The sequence below is a fragment of the Paenibacillus sp. FSL R5-0713 genome, assembly GCF_037973325.1.
Classification (GTDB): domain Bacteria; phylum Bacillota; class Bacilli; order Paenibacillales; family Paenibacillaceae; genus Paenibacillus.
Map to the genome: position 1 here is coordinate 3,100,578 of NZ_CP150229.1, position 25,548 is coordinate 3,126,125.

General features: G+C 46.0%; 22 protein-coding genes. All 22 read left to right on the forward strand.

All coding sequences use genetic code 11. The features are described from left to right. Window positions 1-119: 119 nt before the first annotated feature. The 22 genes from MKZ12_RS13940 (at window position 120) to MKZ12_RS14045 (ending at window position 25,502) form a co-directional block, all read left to right on the forward strand. Entirely contained in the window at window positions 120-1,421 is a 1,302-nt protein-coding gene (locus MKZ12_RS13940; protein ID WP_339260962.1) for a glycoside hydrolase family 125 protein, read from the forward strand. Between the two features lie 96 nt (window positions 1,422-1,517). Next, window positions 1,518-2,897 carry an extracellular solute-binding protein gene (locus MKZ12_RS13945; RefSeq protein ID WP_339242392.1) on the forward strand — a complete coding sequence of 460 codons (1,380 nt, stop codon included), beginning with the start codon at window positions 1,518-1,520 and terminating at the stop codon, window positions 2,895-2,897. Window positions 2,898-2,964: 67 nt separating this feature from the next. After that, on the forward strand, window positions 2,965-3,831 hold the full coding sequence (locus MKZ12_RS13950; RefSeq protein ID WP_339260964.1) for a sugar ABC transporter permease: 867 nt from the start codon (window positions 2,965-2,967) through the stop codon (window positions 3,829-3,831). Window positions 3,832-3,853: 22 nt separating this feature from the next. After that, complete coding sequence (locus MKZ12_RS13955; protein ID WP_339260966.1) at window positions 3,854-4,678, forward strand: carbohydrate ABC transporter permease; 825 nt, start codon at window positions 3,854-3,856, stop codon at window positions 4,676-4,678. Between the two features lie 18 nt (window positions 4,679-4,696). Beyond that, window positions 4,697-7,489, forward strand: coding sequence for an alpha-mannosidase (locus tag MKZ12_RS13960; RefSeq protein ID WP_339260969.1), 2,793 nt, complete (start codon window positions 4,697-4,699; stop codon window positions 7,487-7,489). A gap of 247 nt (window positions 7,490-7,736) precedes the next feature. Then, entirely contained in the window at window positions 7,737-8,741 is a 1,005-nt protein-coding gene (locus MKZ12_RS13965; protein ID WP_339260971.1) for a Gfo/Idh/MocA family oxidoreductase, read from the forward strand. Window positions 8,742-8,765: 24 nt separating this feature from the next. After that, complete coding sequence (locus MKZ12_RS13970) at window positions 8,766-9,689, forward strand: AraC family transcriptional regulator (protein ID WP_339260973.1); 924 nt, start codon at window positions 8,766-8,768, stop codon at window positions 9,687-9,689. A gap of 12 nt (window positions 9,690-9,701) precedes the next feature. Then, complete coding sequence (locus MKZ12_RS13975; protein ID WP_339260975.1) at window positions 9,702-10,799, forward strand: Gfo/Idh/MocA family oxidoreductase; 1,098 nt, start codon at window positions 9,702-9,704, stop codon at window positions 10,797-10,799. A 158-nt stretch (window positions 10,800-10,957) separates the two neighbouring features. After that, a complete protein-coding gene (locus MKZ12_RS13980; protein WP_339260977.1) occupies window positions 10,958-11,671 on the forward strand; it encodes a glycosyltransferase family A protein in 714 nt (237 codons plus the stop codon). A 388-nt stretch (window positions 11,672-12,059) separates the two neighbouring features. After that, on the forward strand, window positions 12,060-12,812 hold the full coding sequence (locus MKZ12_RS13985) for an FCD domain-containing protein (protein WP_339242408.1): 753 nt from the start codon (window positions 12,060-12,062) through the stop codon (window positions 12,810-12,812). Next, window positions 12,809-14,014, forward strand: a complete 1,206-nt coding sequence (locus tag MKZ12_RS13990) for a M20 family metallopeptidase (RefSeq protein ID WP_339260979.1) — start codon at window positions 12,809-12,811, stop codon at window positions 14,012-14,014. Before MKZ12_RS13985 ends, MKZ12_RS13990 begins: the two co-directional genes overlap by 4 nt. A gap of 2 nt (window positions 14,015-14,016) precedes the next feature. Further along, complete coding sequence (locus tag MKZ12_RS13995) at window positions 14,017-15,582, forward strand: ABC transporter substrate-binding protein (RefSeq protein WP_339260981.1); 1,566 nt, start codon at window positions 14,017-14,019, stop codon at window positions 15,580-15,582. A gap of 105 nt (window positions 15,583-15,687) precedes the next feature. After that, window positions 15,688-16,605 (forward strand): ABC transporter permease, encoded by a 918-nt coding sequence (locus tag MKZ12_RS14000; protein ID WP_339260983.1) that lies wholly within the window; start codon window positions 15,688-15,690, stop codon window positions 16,603-16,605. Window positions 16,606-16,621: 16 nt separating this feature from the next. Then, window positions 16,622-17,551 carry an ABC transporter permease gene (locus MKZ12_RS14005; protein WP_339242414.1) on the forward strand — a complete coding sequence of 310 codons (930 nt, stop codon included), beginning with the start codon at window positions 16,622-16,624 and terminating at the stop codon, window positions 17,549-17,551. 21 nt (window positions 17,552-17,572) lie between these two features. Continuing rightward, the gene (locus MKZ12_RS14010; protein WP_339260985.1) at window positions 17,573-19,591 is read left to right on the forward strand and encodes a S9 family peptidase; all 2,019 of its coding nucleotides are present in this window, start codon (window positions 17,573-17,575) and stop codon (window positions 19,589-19,591) included. Further along, the gene (locus MKZ12_RS14015) at window positions 19,588-20,064 is read left to right on the forward strand and encodes a hypothetical protein (protein ID WP_339260987.1); all 477 of its coding nucleotides are present in this window, start codon (window positions 19,588-19,590) and stop codon (window positions 20,062-20,064) included. Before MKZ12_RS14010 ends, MKZ12_RS14015 begins: the two co-directional genes overlap by 4 nt. A 165-nt stretch (window positions 20,065-20,229) precedes the next feature. Further along, on the forward strand, window positions 20,230-20,592 hold the full coding sequence (locus tag MKZ12_RS14020; protein WP_339242420.1) for an Asp23/Gls24 family envelope stress response protein: 363 nt from the start codon (window positions 20,230-20,232) through the stop codon (window positions 20,590-20,592). Between the two features lie 32 nt (window positions 20,593-20,624). Beyond that, on the forward strand, window positions 20,625-21,233 hold the full coding sequence (locus MKZ12_RS14025) for an N-acetyltransferase (RefSeq protein ID WP_339260989.1): 609 nt from the start codon (window positions 20,625-20,627) through the stop codon (window positions 21,231-21,233). 246 nt (window positions 21,234-21,479) lie between these two features. Next, window positions 21,480-22,085, forward strand: coding sequence for a pentapeptide repeat-containing protein (locus tag MKZ12_RS14030; RefSeq protein WP_339242423.1), 606 nt, complete (start codon window positions 21,480-21,482; stop codon window positions 22,083-22,085). Between the two features lie 232 nt (window positions 22,086-22,317). Beyond that, the gene (locus MKZ12_RS14035) at window positions 22,318-22,854 is read left to right on the forward strand and encodes a GNAT family N-acetyltransferase (RefSeq protein ID WP_339260991.1); all 537 of its coding nucleotides are present in this window, start codon (window positions 22,318-22,320) and stop codon (window positions 22,852-22,854) included. A 385-nt stretch (window positions 22,855-23,239) separates the two neighbouring features. After that, a complete protein-coding gene (abc-f, locus tag MKZ12_RS14040) occupies window positions 23,240-24,718 on the forward strand; it encodes an ABC-F type ribosomal protection protein (protein WP_339260993.1) in 1,479 nt (492 codons plus the stop codon). A gap of 217 nt (window positions 24,719-24,935) precedes the next feature. Further along, window positions 24,936-25,502, forward strand: coding sequence for a helix-turn-helix domain-containing protein (locus MKZ12_RS14045; protein ID WP_339242429.1), 567 nt, complete (start codon window positions 24,936-24,938; stop codon window positions 25,500-25,502). The last annotated feature ends 46 nt before the right edge of the window (window positions 25,503-25,548 follow it).

The following is a 25,548-nucleotide window of genomic DNA, read 5'->3' on the forward strand; positions in this document are numbered from 1 at the left end:
TTTAGATTAAAAAAATGATAATAACATGCTAATATACAAATAAATATATTGACATAACATTATATTCGTTTTAGGATGATGAAAGCGGTTAATAAACTGGATTACATAAGGAGGACAACATGCTGACACCCAGAGAAGATCAAGACATTTCCCCCTCGATATACGACATGATTGATCGAGTTAACAAACGTATGCCGGATTATCCGGAACTTAACCAAATGTTTAAAACCTGTTTTACCAATACGATGGCGACTACCATTCAGCGCAAAGAAGATGGAACAACTTTTGTGATTACGGGAGATATCCCTGCCATGTGGTTACGTGATTCTGCTGCACAGGTCAGACCGTATCTGGTTCTCGCTTCAGAGGATGAAGATATCGCCGACATGATCGCTGGACTGGTTGAACGGCAACTGAATTATATTCTCCTAGACCCTTATGCAAACGCTTTTAATGAGACAGAGAGTGGGAAAGGACATCAGGAAGATCTAACGCAGATGAATGATTGGATCTGGGAACGGAAGTATGAGATTGACTCTCTGGCTTATCCAATTCAGCTCAGTTATCTCCTGTGGAAGAACACGGGAAGAACAACTCAATTCAATGATACGTTCCGCAAAGCAACCCAGATTATCATGCAGTTATGGCAAGTGGAGCAGCATCATGAGACGAAATCACCCTACACGTTCCAACGTCTGGATGCGCCCGAAACCGATACGCTCAGCCGAGATGGACGAGGTACTGAAACAGCCTATACAGGCATGACATGGTCGGGATTCCGTCCCAGCGATGATCGCTGTGAATATGGCTATCTTATACCATCCAATATGTTCGCTGTTGTGGCGCTGAGATATCTACAGGAAATTGCCGAAGTCGTGTTCGAGGATAAAGGGCTGTTAGCAACTGCTCAGCAGTTGGAGGAACAGATCAACCAAGGTATTCAGGATTATGGTACTGTCGAACATCCGGAATATGGCACCATATATGCGTACGAAACCGACGGGAAAGGCAATCACAATCTGATGGATGATGCCAATGTACCAAGCCTGCTGTCTTTACCTTATCTCGGATATGTTGATGAGAACGACGAGGTGTATCAGAATACACGCCGATTCATTCTATCCTCACACAACCCGTATTTCTATGAGGGAACAGCAGCAGCTGGAATCGGTAGTCCACATACACCGGATGGGTACATCTGGCATATCGCTTTATCGATGCAGGGGCTGACTACAACGGATCGCAACGAAAAACTGCGATTGCTCCAGCTTATCCAACAGACGGATGCGGGCACCGGCCTTACCCATGAAGGCTTTTCGGCTAACGATCCACATGAGTATACCCGCCCATGGTTTTCATGGTCCAACATGCTCTTTAGTGAACTGATGATGGATTATTGCGGATTCCGCGTAGAGAAATAGGATTACGCACAGAAATAGATAGGAAAGCAAGAGAGAACCTGCGAGTACATCATAACGTTCGGAGTTCGTTGAATTCCGACAAGAGGAGAGCGAACCATGAGAAAAATATCTTTGAAAATGCCGGTAGCAGCAGTTATGACATCCTTGCTCATTCTAACGACAGCCTGTTCAGGCGGAAGTTCAAGTACAGGCACAACCAGTGATGGCAAGAAGGAAGTAACCGTATCGTTCCGTTCTTCAGGATCTGAAGATACACTTACGAAGTTTTTCCAATCCGGATTGGTGGATCAATTCGAGAAAGAAAATCCAGATATCAAAATCAACATTGCTCCTGTATTGGCAAGTGAAGGTGATTATACGTCCAAAATGGTTTTGCAGATGAAATCGCCTGACACGGCGCCTGATGTTATTGCCGAAGATACATCTATTATCAAATCCGATGCTGCTGCGGGATATCTGGAGCCGCTGGATACACAGGTTCAGGGCTGGTCCGATTGGGAAGAACACATCATCGACAACCTGAAGGCAGGGGTTACGGGTGAAGATGGCAAGGTATACGGTGTTCCGGCTACCTCGGATACACGCGGGATCTGGTACAACAAGGAATTGTTTCAACAGGCAGGTCTGGAAGTTCCATTCAAACCTGCAAGCTGGGCAGAAGTACTCGAAGCAGCACGTACCATCAAGCAAAAACTGCCAGGTGTGACACCGCTTAATATGATCGTGGGCAAAGCAAACGGTGAAGGGGTTACCATGCAGACGCTGGAAATGCTGCTCTATGGTACGGCAGACACATTGTATGACGATACCAGCAAGAAATGGGTCGTGAACAGCCCGGGCCTTCTGGATTCTTTCAAATTCATAGATCAAGTGTTCAACACGGATAAAACAGGTCCGACCATGCAGGTCGCCTTGAATGGACAAGCTGGCAGTATTGCATTCCAGCAACAGTTCCCGCAAGACAAACTGGCGATGGCTGTAGATGGTAGCTGGGCAGGTTCGACATGGGCCGAGAACGGTGCTGCTCCAATTGCCAACGTCGAAGAGAAAATAGGTTTTGCGCCATTCCCGACACAAAATGGGGAAGCACCTGGAGCAACGACGATGTCTGGAGGATGGGCTTGGTCTGTTCCTGCACAAGCGAAGAACAAGGAAGAAGCTTGGAAATTTATCGAGTTTCTGATGAATAAGGAAAATGCGACTGCACGCGTAATAGCGGAAGGCAGCCTCAGTCCACGTAATGATTCCACAGAAGTTGAAGGGTATACGGATCGTCCATATACCAAAGAAGCACAGGAACTCTTGAATGTGGCTCACTTCCGTCCGGCGAACGATCAGTATGCAACGGTATCCGCACAATTGCAAAGTATCGTAGAGAGTATTGCCTCTGGCAAGCTGACGCCGGAAGACGGAATTACGCAATTGAAGGACAACGTATCCCGCTCCCTTGGCGCGGACAGCATCGAAGAGAAATAAGGATATCGATATATTCGGAGGGGGAGGAACAATCTCCCCTTTTTCCGGTTCGAATGGAGAGTGACTTATGAAAAGGAAAGCACCAGGCTCATTTCTGTTTCTCATGCCTTCCGTACTGTTATTACTCGTGTTTTTCATTGTTCCCATCATTCTGACGATCTGCTTTGCCTTTACGAATATGGCTCTGACCGGGGCGGCAGCCAAGAGTCTGGAGTTCGTCGGATTTCAGAATTTCATTAATATGTTCCATGATCCGGACTTCCGCATTAGTGTCTGGCGTACGCTGGTCTTTCTCATCTTCTCCGCAGTGATTGGTCAGGTATTGCTTGGGTTCATTCTGGCTTTTCTAATGAAGGAAAAAAATGTGACGTTCCGCCGGGTCATTGGCATCATCGTCATTGCTGGCTGGGTGACACCCGAGATTGTGGTGGCATTCTGTATGGTTGCCTTTTTCAGTGACAATGGTTCATTGAATCAGATTCTTGGCTGGTTTGGGGCGAATCCGATCTCCTGGTTGTTCAGTTTCCCAATGGTGAGTGTCATTATCGCGAATATTTGGCACGGCACAGCCTTTTCGATGATGGTCTACCAATCGGCTCTGGATGATATTCCGAAGGAAGTCGAAGAAGCTGCCATTATTGACAGTGCTACAGGGTTCCAGATCGTCAGACACATTACAATTCCAATGGTAAAAGGGTCGATCGTGACCAACATGATGTTGGTTACCCTACAGACACTGGGTGTGTTCACGCTGATCTATACGATGACCGGTGGTGGCCCGGGTACTTCGACACAAACCTTGCCAATCTTCATGTACAACCAGGCCTTTGTGAATTATCAGTTTGGATACGGTACAGCCATATCGCTGGTTCTGCTGTTCATCGGTATCATCGCCAGCCTGTTCTACATGCGATCCATGAAAGTGAAAGTGTAACCATGAAGGAGGTTCGATCCCTATGGTCAAACATGGGCTTCAACGTAAAATCCAGTACGGGATTCTAGTCTTTCTAGGGCTCTGTTTTTTATTGCCGCTGCTCTGGATTATCTTGGCTTCATTTGATCCGAACGCACAGCAGGGCATCAAAATGCCCAGTACCTGGACCATTCAAAATTTCAAGGATGTACTGGGGGATGCGAGCAATCTTCGTTCATTCGGTGTCGGCCTGATTCTGTCGGGAGGGCAAGCGATATTGGTTGTGTTGGTATCGGTTCTTGCTGCCTATCCATTATCCCGATACGAGATGAGATTTAAAAAGAGCTTCCTGTTATCCATTCTGTTCATGACAGCTCTTCCGATTACGGCCGTGATGGTTCCGGTATTTCAAATGTTTCTGTTCTTCAAAATGCAAAATAGCATCATTGCCACCATGCTGTTCCTGACCGCATCTTCACTTCCTTACGGTATCTGGATGATGAAAAACTTCATGGATTCGGTGCCCATTGATCTGGAAGAATCGGCATGGATTGATGGCGCGTCCGTCTGGAATGGCTTGAGACGAATCGTAGCACCATTGATGTTGCCAGGTATTGCAACGATAGCGATATTAACCTTTTCGGGAAGTTGGGGCAACTTCTTCGTGCCCTACATCCTGCTCCAGACACCGGAGAAACTTCCGGCATCGGTCACGATCTATCAATTCTTCGGCAGCCACGGCATGGTTGAATACGGCAGATTGGCTGCATTTTCACTACTTTATACGATGCCTTCGGTTGTGCTATATATCTTCTCCCAGCGTTACATGTCCAAAGGCTTCAGCATGGGCGGGGCAACCAAAGGTTAATGACAGGAGGTACGCAACATGACAACCAAAAAGACGGCACATCTCATCTCGCATACCCATTGGGACCGGGAATGGTATATGCCTTATGAACATCATCATGTTCTTCTCATTGAGCTGATGGATAAACTGCTGGATACGCTCGATCAGGACCCGGAATATCGTTATTTCCATCTGGATGGGCAGACGATTATTCGTGAGGATTATTTGCAGGTTCGGCCTGAACAACAGGAGAGACTTGACCGCTATATTCGTGAAGGACGCATTCATTTTGGCCCATGGTATGTGTTACAGGATGAGTTTCTGACCAGCAGCGAGGCCAACTTGCGAAATCTGCTCATCGGTCATCGTGATGCTCGTCCATTCGGTGTGATATCCAAGACGGGGTACTTCCCTGACTCATTCGGAAATATGGGACAGGCACCGCAGATTCTGCAACAGGCGGACATTCATAACGCGATCTTCGGGCGCGGGGTAAAGCCTACCGGATTCAATAATGCCGTGGTTGATGCGGATAGTTACGAGTCTCCCTATTCCGAGATGATCTGGCGTTCGCCGGATGGCTCGGAAGTGCTCGGTATTTTGTTCGCGAATTGGTACTGCAATGGGATGGAAGTTCCGGTTGATCCTGAGAAAGCTCAAGTATACTGGGATAAAAATCTGGAGGATGCCGAGAAATTCGCCTCTACTCCACATCTGTTGTTCATGAATGGTTGTGATCATCAGCCGATCCAGACGGATCTTCCTGAGGCTTTACGCACGGCGGCCGCGTTGTATCCGGATGTGGAATTTATTCAATCCAATTTTGACGATTACATTGAGGCGGTTACGAAAGATGTCCCTGAAAATCTGGCGACCATTGAAGGTGAACTTCGCAGTCAGCATACGGATGGTTGGGGAACACTGGTGAACACGGCATCCGCACGGGTTTATCTGAAACAGTTGAATCAGCAGGGGCAGACGTTGCTCGAAAAAGTAGCTGAACCACTGGCCGCCATGGCCCATGTAGCCGGGGTTAAAGATTATCCGCATCATCTGTTAACACATGCTTGGAAGATGCTGATGCAGAACCACCCGCATGATAGCATCTGCGGATGCAGTGTGGATGAGGTTCACCGTGAGATGGTGACCCGCTTCGCCAAGAGCAGACAGCTTGCAGAGAAATTGGTTTCCCAGAGCGCGCAAGCGATTGCTGAATCCATTCGTGCGCAACCTGCTGAGGCTTGGGGAGAGGAAGCGGTGCCGTTCACTGTGTTCAACACGAGTGGATGGAATCGAAATGGAATCATAGAGATGGATCTCATTGTGGACAAAGCCTTTTTCCCGGAAGGGCCTAATCCTCAGGCGCTTGCACAGAAGGTGGAAAAAGATGCATTGCCAGCATATCAACTGGTCGATTCGGATGGACACACGTACTCGGCTGAAATCAAGGATCTGGGTGCACATTTCGGTTATGAACTTCCGAAGGATCGCTTCCGACAGCCTTATATGGCTCGTAAAGTTAGAGTGACTTTCCAGGCGGTGGATGTACCTTCGCTAGGTTATAAGACGTATGCTCTTATTCCAGTTCAGAAGCAAACAGAGATTGCTGAAGTGCCCGCTACGAGCGAACTCGTTCAGGTTCAGGGAATGATGATGGAAAACGGTCATTTGCGGGTGACGATTGAAGAGAATGGTACGGCAACGATTGAAGATAAGGTCTCCGGTGCTGTATACAGGGGCTTGAATTCATATGAAAATACCGGTGATATCGGCAATGAATACGTCTATCGTCAGCCTGACGGAGAGATGACGCTGACCACGAAGCATCTGGAGGCAGACCTGCGGATCGTGGAGCAATCTCCGTATCGTGCAGTCATGGAGAGTGTATTACACTGGGACATTCCTGCTGGAGCAGATGAACTGTTCGAGCTGGAGAAGCGCCAAATGGTTCCTTTTACAGAACGGAAGGCACAGCGGGTGAAGAACACGGTTCCGCTGGTAATTACGACAACGTATACGCTGGAAGCAGGCAGTAATATGGTCAAAGTAAAATCTGAATTTAACAATCAGGCCAAGGATCATCGGCTGCGTGCACTCTTTCCATCCGGACTGGTGACAGAGGAACATTATGCAGATTCCATCTTTGAGGTTGCCAAACGTTCGAACACGCCGGCCAAGGAATGGGTGAATCCGAGTAATGCGCAGCATCAGCAAGCGTTTGTACATGTGACGGATGGTGATCATGGCTTGATGATTGCAAACAAAGGGCTGAATGAATACGAGATTTTACAACATGAAGAGGGCAGTACGATTGCGGTTACGCTACTGCGTGCCTCTTCGGAGCTGGGAGACTGGGGCGTGTTCGAGACACCGGAAGCCCAATGTCTGGGACAACAGAGTGTGGAATATGCGATTATTCCATTTGCAGGGGATGCTGCACAGTCAGGCGCATGTGCTTCAGCATATATGTATCCCATTCCGTGGACGACTGTGCAGCTAGGGTCATTAGCACGCACTTTTGAGTGGGAAGGTCATGCTGGAGCTGATGGGCAGAAGGTGGAGTTGCCTCTGTCGAAGCAATGGTTAGCGTGGAATACACAAAGTTCGTCACTAGCCTTCTCCACATTGAAGATCGCGGAGGAAACGGGAGACGTGATCGCTCGCTGGTATAATCTGAACTCCGAAGCCGCTGAATTGAACGTTCAGCCTGGATTCGAATGCGCCTCCGTATATGAGAGTGATGTGCTGGAACGGGTCAAGGATACGTTGGAAGAGGACAGTCAGACGATATCCGGGTTCAAGATTGTTACACAAGGGTATGCGTTACGTTGAGTTAATGTTTGAACATTATTATCTTAGGAACCTCCTGTTCGCGGTAGCGTGGACAGGAGGTTTTGTCATGTGTCCCGTTAAATGCACCCACACCCAAAGTAATATGGGAAAACCGCATACATACATAATGATATACGTGTCGTGATTTTATACATTTATTGTCGTGAGTTTCTATTAAAAATACATTAACTCTGTGATAACTTATAGATAAATGTCAGAATATTATATAAGATGGAGGTAAGATACATTGACCATTCGAATTGGGAAAATTAGCTTGTGGCACGTTCACGCATGGGATTACATCAAGCAGGCACAGGAACATGAAGATACAGTCATCGCAGCGGTGTGGGATGAAGATGCCAAGCGGGGACAGGAAGCGGCTGAACGTTTAAACGTACCTTTCTATGCTTCACTCGAAGATATGCTGGCTAAGGATGACATCGATGCCGTTATTGTAGATGCGCCAACCCGCATCCATGAAGAAGTGATCACCGCTGCTGCAAAAGCAGGGAAACACATCTTTACGGAGAAAGTTATTGCAGCTACACAAGCGGAATCCAACAGAATCCTTGGTGAGGTAGAGGCAAACAAAGTCAAGATGACAGTCTCCTTACCACGTCTGAATGCAGGGTATACACTCACGATTCAGGATGTACTTAACCAGGGATTGCTTGGCAAAGTGACTTATGTTAGAGCACGTTTATCGCATGATGGAGCGATTTCGAACTGGTTACCTGAACACTTCTATGATCTGAAGGATTGTCAGGGCGGTGCACTGATTGATCTGGGCTGCCATCCAATGTATCTGGCCAAATTGTTTCTGGGTCAGGAAGTAACAGCGGTTAATGCGAACTTCGGATACATTACAGGCAAAGAAGTGGAAGATAATGCAGTTGCAACCTTGTTTACGGATTCCGGAGCAGTTGGTGTTGTTGAAGCTGGTTTTGTAAATAGCCATTCTCCGTTTACAATTGAGGTTCATGGTACGGAAGGCACCCTTCTCTACGGGACACCTGATGATAAGCTGTTGATTCGTACAAAAGCAGCACAGGGTCAGTATGAAGAATGGACTGAACTTCCTTTGGCAGACAAAAGGGAAAGCGCATTCAATCAATGGGTTGCACATATACAAAATGATACGGATGCAACGGAAAACGTGCAGATCGCTATGGAGCTGACCCGGTTGATGGAAGCTGCGAATCTCTCTAACAAGGAAGGGCGCAGAATCACTCTGAGTGAGTTGAAGGGTTAGGTTTTATGAAGGAGGTATGCAAACTTGAGCCTGTATCCTTATGAGAAAATGCTTGAACGGCAGGATCTCCTAGAGAGACTGGATATTGCAATGGTGTGGGGACATTATGAGATTCGCGTAATGCGATTTCATCTGACTTCTTTTCCAGCGGGCCGAGTTGTGGATTTCCATAATCATGCGGAGTTTGAATTTCATTTTATCCCGAGAGGCAAAGGTAAGGTTATTCTCGATGAACAGACACATGCACTCTCGGAAGGTATGCTGTATTTGACCGGTCCGGGTGTCGTTCATTATCAGGAGGCGGACGCCAAAGAGGATATGGATGAACTCTGTCTTCATGTGGATATCGTTCACAAGCCAAGAGAGCATGTCGATCCTTGGGAAGCCGCTGAATCTGAGGAGACGATTGAAAAGCTGAGAACGCTTCCGCATACTCCGGTGAATGATTATCATCGCGCGATGCATTGTTTTTTGGAAGCCTATGAGGCATGTGATCAGAAATTATTAGGTTATTATACATCAATCAAGCAGCTGGTCATTAGCATATTACTCAAAACCGTGCGAGCATACGACACCGGTGGGAATCGACCGGAAGCCCCTGTTCGGGATATGTCGGCGTATCGTTATGAGTATGCAGTGCAGTATATGGAGGCGAATCATCCTACAGTAGTCACGCTGGAGCATGTAGCTGAGAAACTTCATATCAGCAGCAGACAATTGCAGAGAATCTTCTATCAAGTACAGCCTGAGATGCCGTTCAGCCGCGTGTTGGAGGATATTCGTCTGCGCGCCGTGTGCCGTAATCTGGAGGAAAGTAACATATCCATCGAACAGATCGCTCTCGCTTCAGGCTTCAATAATGCCAACTATTTGCATGCTGTATTTCGTAAACGTCTGGGGATGACCCCGTCGGCTTTTCGTAAAATGAAACAACCAATACTTAAGTGAGGGTGAATATATATGAGTAAAGTATATCGTATCGGAATTATTGGCTGTGGTGGAATCGCGAATGGTAAACATCTGCCAAGTCTGAGTAAACTGGATAATGTTGAACTGGTGGCTTTCTGCGATATTGTTCAGGAACGTGCAGATGAAGCCAAGCAAAAATATGGCTCTACAGATGCTGAGGTCTACACAGATTATCAGGAACTGCTCAAGGATGAGTCTCTGGATATTGTGCATGTGCTTACCCCGAATATTTCCCATGCCGAGATTTCCATTGCTGCCCTGGAAGCAGGCAAACATGTCATGTGTGAGAAGCCAATGGCGAAGACGTCTGCTGAAGCACAACTCATGTTGGAAGCGGCAGAACGTACCGGTAAGAAACTGACGATTGGATACAACAACCGTTTCAGAGAAGACAGTCAATATTTGAAGAAGGTGTGCGAAGCGGGTGATCTGGGGAATATCTATTTTGCCAAAGCACATGCCATTAGACGGAGAGCAGTACCAACCTGGGGTGTTTTCCTGGATGAGGAGAAACAAGGTGGCGGTCCGCTGATTGATATTGGTACGCACGCACTTGATCTGACGCTCTGGATGATGGATAACTATCAACCAAAGGTTGTACTCGGCACGACCTACCATGAACTCTCGCAACGTGAAAATGCGGCCAACGCCTGGGGCCCATGGGACCCGAAAAAATTCTCGGTAGAGGACTCGGCCTTTGGCATGATTGTAATGGAGAATGGTGCAACGATCATGCTGGAATCCAGCTGGGCGCTTAACTCACTGGACGTGGATGAAGCCAAATGCAGCTTGAGCGGAAGCGAAGCTGGTGCGGATATGAAGAACGGACTGCGCATCAATGGCGAGAAATTCAGCCGTCTATACACCAACGAGATTGAACTGAGTGCAGGCGGGGTAGCATTCTATGATGGCAAGAGTGAGAGCGCACCGGATGTGGAGATGAGAAAGTGGATCGAAGCGATTGAGAACGATCAGGATCCGGTCGTTACACCAAAACAAGCGCTCGTTGTATCTCAGATCCTGGAAGCACTCTATGAATCTGCTCGTACAGGCAAGGCTGTATACTTGAATAACGCTAACAAAGCATAGAACAGAACGAAATACAGAAAGAACAGATTACAGAACCCTTTGTCCCGTTATTGTGGACAGAGGGTTTTTGGGTGTTGTGGTTACTAGCTATTGGTCCATACCAGACACTATTTCGGCACATATGCTGAGAGAAAACGGAGTTGAAAAGAGGGTATGTCTTGACTAAACATAAAACGAGTCATGGTGTTTCCATTGTTGTATGTACCAATCGGCCGCAATTTTTTGAGAACATCCTACAGAATTACAGTCGGCAGCATTATCAAAGCAAAGAGCTGATCATTGTTCTGAACCATGACCGTATGAATCTGTCATTATATCAGAAACGCGTTCGAAATCTTGCCAATGTTCATGTATACCAAGTTCCCGAGAGCATATCGCTAGGACAAAGCTTAAACGCCGGAATAACAAGGACTCGCTTTTCGTTGATCGCCAAATTTGATGATGATGACTACTATTCACCACATTATTTGACAGAACAGGTGAGAGAACTCAGACGAACCCAAAGTGATATTGTGGGCAAACATTCCTGTCTGGTCTACCTGGGTGCTTCTAAGACACTATTGGTCAGAACACCTACTGAGAAAAATAAACCGGTTGAATTTGTACAGGGCGGCACGATTTTATTCAAAAGGGAGATCTTGAAAAAAGTCCGCTTCACGGACCGTTCAATAGGGGAAGACGTAACCTTCCTGAGACAATGCAGAAAAAGAGGATTCAAAGCGTACGCGACCTCACCTTTCAATTATGTGTATCACCGGAGAAAAAACAAAAAAAGCCATACGTGGAGAGCGGATGATAACTTCTACTTGGAGGGAAGCACCAAACTTGCAGTTACGGACGATTTCAGACCTTTTGCTAACAAGAAACTATAGAGGACAGGAACTAAACATTTACACAAAACGGAGAGGACAGAAAGAACCTGAAGAAGCGGAGCGTTCGCCTACAAGCTTTCTGAAAGAAAGCTACATCGGAAGCATACGCTATCCCTGGATTTCCCCCTTTCAAAAGGGCTTTCAAAGAAATCCGGGGATAACAGCGATCGGAAGGTTGTTCTGTCATCGTAGTGAACGGTGTAAATCAACTAAGGGGAAGATGCTTCTGCCCAATGCGGATGCGTCTTTTTTGTGGCCAAAATGGCTCAATTGGGAAGGTGGTAAGAAAAAAATATGAATTTAATTGAAAAAAAGTATTGCATATAAGTTTAGTCGGAATTATATTAATGGTATAAGGTCTAGACCATATACAGATCGGAGTGTTTAGATGTCCAGTACGTTTTCATTTCGTTTTGAGAAAGTATCTACCAAAAAGGTTAGTGAGTTCATTAGAGAACAACTGGAAGAAGCCATTATTCTGAAGGAATTAATGAGTGAAGAACAGCTTCCAGCCGAGCGAGATCTGGCAGAGATTTTTAATGTAAGTCGCATTACCGTTCGTGAGGCACTCTCTTCACTGGAAGAGAAAGGTTTGATTGAGAAAAGGGTGGGTGCCAAAGGTGGAACATTTGTATTGCCTCTGACAGCCAATTCGCATAAACGGACCAGAGAAGAGATTAAACGGGATTGGGCACAGATGCTCAAGGTGTTTGAATATCGAACCATCATCGAGCCGGAGGGAGCTTTTCTCGCTGCTGAGCGGATCACCGCAGGCGAACTGGAGCTTCTGGAGAGCTATATGGAGCAAAGTATAGAGCCAGACTGTACAAGGGAATGGTTCAGAGCGCTGGATGTGAAATTTCATCTGACCATCGCCAAAGCTTCCGGGAATCCCTATTGCGAGAAGGCTGTCAGACAGATTCGGACCAAAATTAATCCGGCGCTCGACTTGATGCCTTATGATGACCGGATACGTACGGTCAACCATGGTGTACATATGGAGATTCTTGAAGCACTGAAGGCACATGACCAATTCAAGTCCCGAGAGATGATGAAAAAACATATCGAATTCTCGGCGGATGCAATCTATGCCCGTTTGGTTTCTGAATCGGATGAAAATGAAGGGAATGACAGCGAATGAATCGTTCAGAACTAATACAGCTGGCTCAGCCACTACAAGCCCAGTTAACTGCTTGGCGCAGAGATTTACATCGCCATCCGGAAATCGGTTACGAGGAGCATCGTACTTCCGCTATCGTAGCTGAACATCTGGAGAGCCTGGGTCTGGAAGTTACACGTAATGTGGGACAGACCGGGGTTACAGGCCTGCTTCGCGGAGAGACCGACGGACCAACCTTTGCCTTGCGAGCAGACATGGATGCTCTGCCAATCCAAGATCAGAAAGCAGTGGAGTACCGCTCGCAAGTGGAAGGCAAAGCGCATCTGTGTGGACATGACGCTCACACCTCCATCCTGATGGGAGCAGCTCAACTACTTACTGGACTTGGGAGACCGAAATCAGGCAACATCAAATTCATTTTCCAGCCAGCGGAAGAAGGACTTGCAGGAGCAAGAGCCATGATCCAAGACGGTGTTCTGGAGAACCCGAAGGTTGATGCCATTGCAGGGTTACACATGACCCCAGGACAGGACACGGGAACCTTGGGCGTAAGTCAGGGCGTTGCATTTGCATCAGCTGATCCATTGGTTATCAAGGTGTTTGGCAAGGGTGGACATGCAGCTCGTCCGCATGAGGGCATTGACGCGATTGCGGTATCTGCACAGGTTATCACCGCCTTGCAAAATATCGTCAGTCGGATGGTAGATCCGCTTGAACCCGCTGTAATCACCATTGGCAAAATTACCGGAGGTTATATGGGAACAGCCATCGCCCCGGAAGTGGAGATGATTGGTACGGTTCGTACACTCTCACCTGCCATTCGTGAACAGATGCCAGCTTTGATCGAGCAGGTTGTTAAAGGGGTCTGTGATTCTTTCGGAGCAGGATGCGAAGTTGTCTATGGAGATGGATACCCTGTTGTTGTGAATGATCTTGGCATGGTTGATCTGCTGACAGAGACCTGTGATCAGGTTAATGCGCAGAAGGGATGGAACTATATCAAACCCTCTACAGGGGGCGAGGATTTCGCTTTTTATTGTGAGCAGATTCCGGGTGTGTTTTTCAGACTAGGATCTGGTAATGATGAGGAACGTACTCGTTATCCACTCCACCATCCCATGTTTGATCTCGATGAGACAGCGATGCCATATGGTGTGGGCATGTTGTCAGCAGTAGCTCTTGAATTTTTGGCAAGGAATACAACTTCTGAGGGGGAGCAATGACAATGAAAAAAAGACAATGGACAGGCTTGTGGATTACGTTACTGGCAATCGTAATGGTACTCAGCGCTTGTGGAGGTAAAACGACAAGCACGAATGATAATACCGCAACAGGAGGAACGGACAGTGGAAGTCCAAGTACAACACTGACCATTGCTGCGGCAACAGATATTGAGAGTTTCGATCCGCACAACAACAACAACACTTCCAGTGAAGCGGTTCTGGTGAACGTTTTTGATTATCTGATCAAAAATGACAGTGAACAGAAAAAAGTGGCGGGACTCGCGACATCATGGGATCAGGTTGATGATACAACATGGAGATTCAAGCTGCGTGAAGGCGTAACCTTCCACAATGGCGATCCTTTCACTTCAGCAGATGTAAAATACACGCTGGAGCGCGTAGCCAAGGATGAGACACTGAAACAAAACAGTTATTTCAAAAATATCGTAGAAGTTAAAGCGGTGGATGACTATACCGTAGACATCATCACGGATGGTCCAGATCCGCTCTTGCTGAATCGTTTGTCCAAAATGGGAGCTGGTATTCTGCCGGCAAAATATATTGCGGATAAAGGATTTGATGCTTTCCTGAAACAGCCGGTAGGCACAGGTCCTTACAAGTTCAGTAAATGGGCCAAAGACGATCGTGTCGAATTGGTGAAAAACGAGAACTACTTCGACGGTGAACCCAAATGGAATGAAGTGGTATTCCGCGTTATTCCTGAAGCCTCCACACGTGTATCCGAATTGCTCGCTGGTGGTGTAGATGTCGCGTCTTCCATTCCGTCCACTGACATTGCCCGGATCGAAGGTGAAGAAGACAAGAAGATTGTCAAAGCACCAATCCAGCGTGTGCTTCAGTTGATCTTCCGTCAGACGGAAGGCAGCATCACGGCTGATCCAAAAGTGCGTGAAGCGATTGACCTGGCGATTGACAAACAAGGAATCGTGGACAGCATTGCCGGCGGGGCAGGTATTGTAACCCGCACATCCGTAACGCCGGGCAACTTCGGTGCTGATCCTTCATTGTACAAAACGTCACTCTATGACCTGGAAAAAGCAAAACAATTGCTGCAAGAAGCTGGCTATGCAGAAGGTGAAGCTGAGATGACCATCTCCGTTTCTGCACAATACAAAGAACAAGCTGAAGTTGTTGCAGCGATGCTGGAACAAGCCGGATTCAAAATCAATCTGGATGTCCTGGAAGCAAGTGCTTTCAGTGAACGTTACAGCTCCAAATCATTCAAAGAAATCTTCATGATCGGTATTGGTAACTCCTTGTTCGATGCTTCGAATAACTACAATCGTTATATGTTGGAAGAAGCCAAAGGCGAGTCGGATTACAACAATCCTGAAGTAGAAAAACTGCTTCAATCTGCATTGGTGAATATGGACCCAGCGGCTCGTGAGAAAGAGTATCAGCAAGTACAGCAGATCTTCTCCGAAGAACGCCCAGCCGTATATCTGTACCAAATGGAAGGTGTGTACGGAACAAACGCCAAAGTGAACTTCGCGCCGCGCAGTGACGAGATGTTCTATGCTGACGAGATTACACCTGTTACACAGTAACATCGAGCATTATACCGGTCATTGAAAAGATAAGGCCGTGAACGGCAGGGACTGGATAACCATGTTCCTGCCGTTCTTTTTCTTAACAAGGGAGGTGAACAAGGAATGGGCAAATACGTACTTAAGTCATTACTGCAGATCATTCCGGTGCTGTTCATTGTTTCATTAATTGTGTTCATTTTGGTTCGAGTCACCGGTGATCCGGTTGCGCTAATGTTGCCTGAAACGGCTACCGCTGAAGATCGTGCTGTCTTGACGCAGGCACTTGGTTTGGACCAGCCTTTATATACGCAGTACGTGAAGTTTCTGGGAAGTGCGATCCAGGGAGACTTTGGTCAGTCTTTTCGCTACAATCAGCCTGCATTAGAACTAGTGCTGGAGAGATTGCCTGCCAGCTTTGAACTGGCAGTAGCCGCCATGTTTTTTGCTGTACTTATGGCTGTGCCACTTGGTGTCATTTCAGCTGTCAAACGCAATACGTTTACCGATCTCATCATTTCTGGAATATCCGTCATTGGTAAGGCCATGCCAAACTTCTGGATGGGGATCATGCTCATCCTCTTGTTCTCCGTCATGTTGGGTGTATTGCCGGTATCCGGTCGCGGAGGATTGTCACATCTGATCTTGCCGGCATTCACGCTTGGCGTTGGACTGGCTGCGCAGATGACCCGGCTGATTCGCTCAAGTATGTTAGAGATTCTGAATCAGGACTATATTCGAACAGCCCGGAGCAAAGGACTGGGTCGGATTGTCGTCATTGTGAAACATGCGTTTCGGAATGGATTGATTCCTGTGGTGACGATCATGAGTTTGCAGTTTACAAGTCTGATCGGGGGAACCTTGATTACGGAAACGGTATTCTCCTGGCCTGGACTGGGTCAATTGCTGGTCGTTGCAGTCAACACACATGATATGGCGATTGTACAGGCCGCGGTGTTTGTCATTGCTTTTATCGTTGTGGTAATCAACATCTTGACGGATGTGGCCTACAGGCTGCTTGATCCGCGCATCAAATACGACTAGAAGGAGGTGCAATCATATGACAGGCAGCAATGAAATGCCAATTCCGGGTACAGAACAGGGACAGGACAATGGGCGTGCACCAACGGGATTTCGTTATATCTGGCAACAACTGATCATCAGCAAGACCGGAATGTTTGGTGCTGTGCTTGTATTGTTGGTGGTGTTAATCGCCATAGGTGCACCTCTATTGACGAGTCATGATCCAGCGGCAGTGAATCCGCTCAATCGCCTTAAACCGCCTGCATGGCTTGAGGGTGGAACGGCCGAATACTGGCTGGGGACCGACAATCTGGGCAGAGACATGTGGAGCCGAATTGTATATGGTGCCCGGGTTTCCTTAATCGTGGGGATGGGTGCCGTGATTGTATCAGGCATCATTGGCGCCATTTTGGGGTTGGTATCCGGATTCTACGGGAAATGGCTGGATGCCATCATCATGCGTGTAGGTGATGCTTTTATGGCGATCCCAACCATTCTATTTATGCTCGTTGTGATGGCGATTGTTGGTCCGGGTATTACAACGCTAATCTTTGTCATCGGGGTGACAAATTGGGTTCCATTCACCCGTGTGGTCAGAAGTGAGGTCCTTAGTATCAAGGAGCGGGATTTTGTTCATGCGGCCAGATCGATCGGTGCGAAGAACGGAAGACTGATTGTGAAACATATTCTGCCGAATATCCTCTCGTCCTTTATCGTGATCTGTGGGATGAATGTGGGCACGACGATTATTATGGAAGCTTCACTCAGTTTCCTGGGTCTGGGCATCAAACCACCTGATGTATCCTGGGGAGGTATGCTCAGTGATGGCAGACAATATGTTGCAACAAGCTGGTGGGTCGCTACATTCCCGGGACTAGCCATTACTTTTACCGTACTCGGTGTTATTTTCCTTGGAGATTGGCTGCGTGATGTGCTTGATCCACGTACGGAGACAACCCAAAAATAAACGGAGAAGGGAGCCATCATTATGAATCAAAGACCAATTATGCCGGAGGATCTGCTTCACTATCGTTGGATAAGTCAGCCTGTTGTCAGCCCGAACGGACAAGTGGCTTATGTGGAACAAACCATTGATCAGGATAAAAACGAATATAACACGCAAATAAGAGGGATTTCGCTCGATGGTGATGAAGATATTGCACTTTCAGATGGTACGAAGGATTCTTCGCCTGCTTGGTCGCCGGATGGCACACAGCTCACCTTCATTCGCTCTGTGGATGGAGGTAAAGGATTATGGGTGCTCGATTCGGATAAAAAAGAGTCTGTCATGCTGATCTCTCCCGCACGTAAGATATTGAATTATATCTGGTCGCCGAACGGGCATTACATTGCGTTTACCAGCAAAGTGCAACCGGAGGATCAACAGAAGACAGCTGATCCCCAACAGCAGTCCGCACCTGCGCTGCGAGGTAAGGTTTTTGAGCGTACAACGCCCAAGGCAGAAGGGGCTGGATGGTGGGATGGTCAATACACCCATTTGTTTGTATATGAGATCGCCAGCGGGGAGATCACGCAGGTAACTTCCGGGCTGTGGAATATCAGCGCTCCGGCATGGTCGCCAGATAGCCAGTATCTTTCCTTCATATCCAAGCAAGTGGAGGATGAGGAACTTGATGCGGATCTGTTGTACTTTACAGATGTATACAGCATTCAATTGGGAGAGAATAAGCTCTTCAAAGTGACGGATTCCAGTCTGGCAATTAGCCAGTTTTCCTATTCACCGGACGGGCAGCAGCTGATCTTGATCGCCAGTGATCGTGAGTATGGGAGCGGGAGCCACAACAACTTATACGCTGTCCCTGTTCAACGGGGGGAACCCAGGATAATTGCACCACAGTTAGATATGCAGATTGGTAACGCAGCACTGGGAGATATGAAGTCAGCAGGTGCATCACCTTCTCCTGTCTCGGATATCCATCATCCGGAACGTGGTGTATATGTACTCGGAACGCATTACGGGAATGTGGACGTGTATCGCATTCAAGAAGATGGAGTTTGTCAATCGGTGACGGGCACTCGTGAAAAGGATGTGTATCAGTATACCTTAACGCCAGATGGTACGTCGCTCGTTATCGCTGCGTTGACTGATGAACATCCTGGAGAGTTATATCGCGTGAATATGGATAGTGGTGAGATGTTCAGGCTCACCCGGCGAAATGATGAATTCATGGCGGGTTTAGTTGTAAATGCGCCTGTGCGTGTAGAGTTTAAGTCTTCCGATGGATGGCCGATTCAAGGTTGGTTAGCTACTCCGGCAATACGTGGCAACCATGGGAAGCTACCACTCATACTTCAAATTCATGGTGGACCTCATGCGATGTATACGGGAACATACAGTCATGAGATGCAGACACTTGTTGCGCAAGGTTACGCTGTGCTGTGGATCAATCCTCGCGGAAGTATGGGATACGGTCAGGAGTTTGCCAGAGCTTGCCGTGGTGACTTCGCCGGAGGCGATTACCGGGATCTGATGGAAGCTATTGATTATGCATTGGCTACGTATGATTTCCTTGATGCATCACGTCTGGGTGTCGCAGGTGGCAGTTATGGCGGTGTAATGACGAACTGGATCGTAGCACATACGGACCGTTTCAAGGCTGCTGTAACCCAGCGATGTATCTCTAACTGGTTATCCATGTACGGAACGAGCGATATTGGTATTTCCTATGTGGAGGGAGTCATTGGAGGTAATCCGGCGGAAAACGCTGAATTCCTATGGTCTCGCTCACCTCTTGCCCATGCACACCATATTGAGACGCCGCTTCTGATCATGCACGGGGAACAGGACTATCGGACACCGATTGCGCAAGCGGAAGAATTATATACGACGTTAAAACGATATGGCAAAAAGACCAAGCTGATCCGTTATCCGGGCTCCAATCACAGTTTGCTCAAAAGCGGTAAACCATCACTGCGGATCGATAGCTTCGAACAGGTGAATGCCTGGTTCAATCAGTATCTCGGGAATGAGGAGGGCGAGAAATGAGTCGAACTCAGTTGTCCATTCCTGTAGGGCTTCTTGTAGAGAATGTACTGACAAGTGGTGCAACCAAGGAGAACATGATTGAATGGTTGCAACGTCGTGACTTTTCCCGGTTGCTGCCTCTGGTTAAAGAACCCGCGATGGATTTTGATGAAAGACTACAGACAGCAGCTGATATCGGAGACGACTGGGAGATGGCGATACGTCAAGGTTATGAGTTCAAGTTTTTGCATATTAACGCATTGAAGAGATTGCTCGATTTCCGGTTTGACCGTAAGGTGGATCGGGATTATGTTCAAGACGATCTGTCATTGAAGCATGTTCATCTGACTGAACATGAGATTGAATTACTGCAATCGTTAATTGGCAGGCAATGGATCGTGCACGTAGAAGAAACCGAGGCAGCAGAGGAAGGGAGAACAGACACCGGGTCATCCTCCCGCATTCCTGTCCTTATTCAATTGAAATTCCCATAGTATGACCAACAGAAGCCGCCGTGATCGCGGCTTTTTTGGTATGTACAGTTAGAAATGTGGACGACTGAATTCAAAAAGTTGAAATCGAACTCTGTATGATTTATATTTATATTAAATGATATTATTATCTATCAAAAATGATGGATGTGAAAAGGAGGACATGGGATGTCCATTCAAAATGTTCTGGGGAAAATTCAAATATCGGATGATGTGATCTCCAAAATTGTCGGCAAGATTGCAAATACGACCAGTGAGATTTCCTCCATGTCGACAGGATTTGTAGAAGGGATCACCAAAAAGTGGAGTGGGAAAAGTCTGCAAAATGGCATAGCAATCCGCAATATAGAATCCAGACTGGAGATTAACTTAAAGGTTGTGGTTCGTTATGGAACAAAAGTACATGAAGTCTGCAGGGAATTGCAAAACAATGTGAGAGTGCATGTAGAACAACTGACTGGTCTGACCATTGAAACCGTGAACGTCATCGTTGAGGGCATATCCTTCAATCAACCTGATGTGAGGATGTAGTCCAATTTCAACTACCTGGAGGAGTGACAGCGATGAATAAGATTTCTATAATAAAAGCCAGTCCACAGTCCTTGGTCGGCGGGCAACTGAATCAGATGGCACTTGAATATATGGCCTATTCGCTTGCGGGTACCAAAGATACAAGCATTATAGAAAAAACCTTCAACAAGTTATGGCGTTCGAAACGAAACCGATTCAGTCACGAATACGCTTATGAAGCCAAGATGCAGAACAAAACGCTGGGCATGATCATGTGTTATCCGACCACTCTAATGAACAAGCTCGCTTTGCCAACGTTCACCCAATTGTTTGAACTTCGGAACTGGAGCCTGATTAAGTATAATCTTCAGCATTGGAAAGAGTTCTATTCCATGGTGACATTAAAAGAGGCGAAGAACGACGAATCCCACATCGGGACATTGGCTACCTTGCCTGAGAGCAGAGGACTTGGTGTAGGGACACAGCTCATTCAATTTGCAGAGGAGCAAGCTGTAATACAAGGTTTCTCCAAGTCTTCACTTACAGTTAAAAGAGAAAATCTACTAGCTATTAAACTGTATGAACGTCTGGGATACCAGAGAGTGGGGGAAATCAACAAACCTTCGCTTTCCCTGTACCGAATGTCCAAAATACTGGTATAGTGTTTCTCTAATACGAATAGATAAAGAAATGGCAGATTCATATACTTAAGCACACATTGGAATATTCGATGGTGTGGGATGGAGGGACGCTTATTGCGTTCCTTTTGTAGTTTTAAGATCATTTTACAAAAAAAGATACTTGACTTTCAGTGGTGTTTAAGCAGGTACTTGACAGGGGTGTGGTATAGTATAAAAAGTTCTTTTAATGAAGACAGACGGAGAAATATATAATGCGGGGTGTAACCAGTGTATCAATATAAGGACCAGGAATATGAGGCAGTACATTTTGAGGGGCGTGATCTGCGCTATGGAGAACTTATAAGTTGTGTTTTTAAACAATGTACATTTATGAACGCTTCTATGGAAGAAATCGAAACAAGTAATTGCCGTTTCATTGAGTGTGACTTCAAAGGGGCTTCCATGAATGGATCAATTCATACAGAATCGGCTTTTGAAAATTGCTTATTTGGTGGTGCGAATCTATTTGCTTCCAAATTCAGTTCTTGCAAGATGACCGGATCGGACTTTTCGGGTGCGCAAATGGATGGCATTACACTAAGTCACGGCGATTGGTCTTATACGAATCTGAGACATACCCGATTAGGCAAACAGGACTTGCGAGGAATTCGTTTCTTTGAAGCTGACTTTACGGACACGGATTTCACCAAAGCGGATTTGAGAGACTGTGATCTTACCAGAGCCGTATTAAGCAGAGCCAAGCTGCAAGGGGCCGATCTAAGAGGGGCTAATCTGGAAGGTATCGATCTGAAATCACTGGATATCAAAGGGGTACGATTGGATCGTGAACAAGCCGTTCTGTTTGTGCGCTCGTATGGTGCGAAAGTAGATTGAGTTGAACATATGCAGCATGAAGCCGCCGTTAAGGCGGCTTTTTGACTATAAAGCTTTCACATTTAAGAAAATAGGAGGGAATAATAGATATAAACAAGAAGTAGTTAACATAAGTTTCAACTAAATGAAGTTTATCATGACCGTCACATTAATTATTATTGTTGCTGTTATTGTCTTTGGACTTATAAAGAAAGTAAAAGACAGAATCACTTGGTTTAGGAGGATATTTTTTTTGAAATTAATTAAAACATATGATGTGGAACTAAGTGAAGAATGGTCAACTCTTCTTCAGGAATTACTTGTTGCAAGCTTTCCAGAGGTTTATCCGAAAGACAGATTGTTCTTTAAGCAGATACCACAGAGTAGGGTATTGGCATTTACCCCAGATAACCAACTCGTTGGGCAAGTGGGACTGGATTACAGGATGATGAATTTAAATGGAACACCGATCAGAGTGATGGGGATCATCGATTTGTGTGTTTCTCCAGCTGCTCGCTCTCAAGGAATCGCTTCATTGTTAATTTCCGAAGTGGAGAGGATGGCTAAAGAGCGTGTTGATTTTGTCCTTTTATTTGCGGATCATGAGGAATTGTATCGCAAAAATGGATTCAAAACGGTAAGCAACACATGTACGTGGTTGAAAATTAATCATGAAACCTTAACCACAGTTGGAGTAGGGACTGAAAAGGTGGAGGGGTTAATGATTAAAGAGGTTGGAAGTCGACTATGGGAAGAAGGAGAACTAGATTTCTTAGGATACTTATATTAATCAAGTTGGTTGTGCGATGAGGCTCTATCTGCTTTCTCGCCTTGACCCGTGTTGTTGTTCCATGTTAAGTTTTCTGTATTAAATTTTAAGCTTCGAAAGGGTGATAAAGTGATGACAGAATTAGAGGTTGTAGATGTTTATGTGGACCTGTCAACGAACTTGAACAATGGCATGGTTCACAATATAGCTAATCAGAATCCGACACTTTATCCTCCTATGCATAGATCTACTTGGCGCTGAAGGTTATATCGCCAGGTTTCTTTATCGTATAAGCGAATCTAAATTCTGATTATGTTCAAATATTAAAGTGAGGGAATCCATGCCAGGTTCAATGGTGAAATCCCGTCAGTTTACTTTTATATTTCACATAAAAAGGATGATCAGCATGTCTTTAATTAACGTTACCAACCTGACCTTTGCCTATGATGGCAGTTACGATAATATATTTGAAAATGTTAGTTTTCAGTTAGACTCCGATTGGAAATTGGGTTTTACCGGCAGGAACGGCAGAGGCAAAACGACATTCCTCAATCTGTTGCTCGGTAAATATGAATACAGCGGACATATCTCTGCGAATGTTAGCTTTGAATACTTTCCTTTCCAGGTAGAGAATAAGGAAGCCATGACAATCGATGTCATCGGCGAGATTCATCCTGAATATCTGCACTGGCAAGTTGTGCGCGAGTTTAACCTGTTGAAGGTGTCGGAAGATGTATTGTATCGGCCTTTCGACACGTTATCCAATGGAGAACAAACAAAGGTGATGCTGGCTGCCTTGTTTCTGAAGGACAATCGGTTTCTGCTCATTGATGAACCAACCAATCATCTAGATCTTCATGCGAGACAAATCGTAGGTGATTATCTCCGCAGCAAGAGTGGATTTATTTTGGTGTCTCATGATCGATCCTTCCTGGATCAAAGTGTAGACCATATCCTTTCCATCAATAAGAGCAACATTGAGATTCAGAAAGGCAATTTCTCCGCTTGGTGGGAAAATAAAAGAAGGCAAGATCAGTTCGAACTTGCGAGTAATGAGAAATTAATAAAAGATATCAAGCGTTTATCCGATTCTGCCAAACGAACCGGTGGATGGTCGCATGAAGTCGAGAAGACCAAAAATGGTACAAGAAACTCCGGATCCAAAGTGGATAAAGGATATATTGGGCACAAGGCTGCCAAAATGATGAAACGGTCCAAAAATATCGAACAAAGGCAGCAGTCTGCGATTCAAGATAAGTCTAAACTTCTCAAAAATATCGAGAGTGCAGAACGTCTGCAGATCCATCAGCTGGATTTTCACAAGAATGAACTTGTCGAATTGGAACACTTGTCGATATCGTACGGGGCCAATACGGTGTGCAAGGATGTCAGTATGACGGTTGAAAAAGGAGATCGTATTGCCCTTTACGGTAAAAATGGATCTGGCAAATCCAGCATTCTTAAACTGATCTGTGGTGAAGATATTGCTTACACAGGTCTTTTGCGTAAGGATCATCAGCTTAAAATCTCGTATGTGTCGCAGGACACGTCCGATCTCGAAGGCCAATTAGCTGAGTACGCGGCGATACAGGGGATAGATGAGAGCCTGTTTAAATCGATACTTCGAAAGTTGGATTTTTCCAGACTGCAATTGGACAAAGATATCTCAACGTTTAGTGCAGGTCAAAAAAAGAAAGTGCTCATTGCCAAAAGTCTGAGTGAGAGGGCTCATCTGCACATTTGGGATGAACCACTGAACTTTGTAGATGTCATCTCACGTATGCAGATCGAAGACCTGTTGCTGGAATATACACCGACCCTGCTTTTTGTAGAGCATGATCGTGAATTTTGTACCAATATTGCAACAAAAATTATTGAACTATGAGCAACAGCAACAGACTGCGTTAAAAGGTAACGATGCTAAAAGCCGCCGAATGGCGGCTTTTAAGCTTTATATGTACAGCAAGAGTATAGCAGGTAGCGTGTAACGTTCAGACTTCGATATGGTGAGAATGTATGCTATAATTTTATAGTCTAATCCAATCATATGATGGATAAATAGATCAATTGTTGAACTATACTCGCTAAGAGGTGTAATACCAATGAAAAAGGAAATGACCACAATCAAACAAACCAGGCTCAATTCCATTTTGGACGAGGCCACCAAATTATTGATTGAAAAACCGAATGCTTCCATGAATGAAATTGCCGAATCTGCAAAAATCGGGATCGCTACATTACATCGATATGTGGAAAGTCGCGAACAACTCATGGTTCATCTGGGATTACGGGCAATCGAGGTGGTCAGTGAGACCATGCAACAAATTCAACTGGATGAAGAGCACTGTGAAAAGTACATACCTGAGCTGATCGAGGCGCTGATTCCATTAGGCGACAAAATATATTTCCTGGCTCATGACACCACCATTAACTATAATCCAGAGATTGAGGGAGCAGATCTGAAGCTGAGAGAACCGGTACTGCATGCGGTCGGTCTGTTACAGCAGAAAGGTTATTTCCGCTCCGATCTTGATAAAACCTGGATTGTCGATGTGCTGTACTCCATCATGTTCCTGACATGGCAGCAGGTTGTAAGTGGTCATATCGCGAGAAAAGCAGCTCCTGCGCTTGTAGTAGACACGTTTTATCATGGGTTTAAGCAGCACTAGGTCAGCGCCAATAGAAGGAAAAACATTAGATTTTAATAGTGAAAAC